Origin of the sequence: Streptobacillus ratti (assembly GCF_001891165.1) — a bacterium.
Classification (GTDB): domain Bacteria; phylum Fusobacteriota; class Fusobacteriia; order Fusobacteriales; family Leptotrichiaceae; genus Streptobacillus; species Streptobacillus ratti.
Map to the genome: position 1 here is coordinate 1 of NZ_LKKW01000116.1, position 274 is coordinate 274.

The 274-nt window shown below is 26.6% G+C and carries 2 pseudogenes; one reads left to right on the top strand and one right to left on the bottom strand.

The features are described 5' to 3' along the window. Positions 1-220 (top strand): annotated as a pseudogene (locus BT993_RS07555) (hypothetical protein); the annotation flags it as partial. Here the strand turns inward: BT993_RS07555 and BT993_RS07295 are convergent. Beyond that, a pseudogene (locus BT993_RS07295) lies at positions 178-274 on the bottom strand (pseudouridine synthase); the annotation flags it as partial. The pseudogenes BT993_RS07555 and BT993_RS07295 sit on opposite strands and share 43 nt — an antisense overlap.

The window sequence follows — 274 nt, forward strand, 5'->3', positions numbered from 1 at the left end:
GGTAAGTATTGGAGATGATATTTTTATTAATATACCTGAATTAAAAGATGTTGATATTGTCCCTCAGAATATAGATATAGATATAGTTTATGAAGATAAGTATTTAGCTATAATAAATAAATATGCTGGTATGGTAGTTCATCCATCTAAGGGACATGAAGAAAATACATTAGTTAATGCTATTATAATTAACCCTGATGTATTTTTATCAAGTCTATGAACTATGCCAGGTCTTAAATCTCCATTAATACCTGATAAATCCTTAATTTTATAC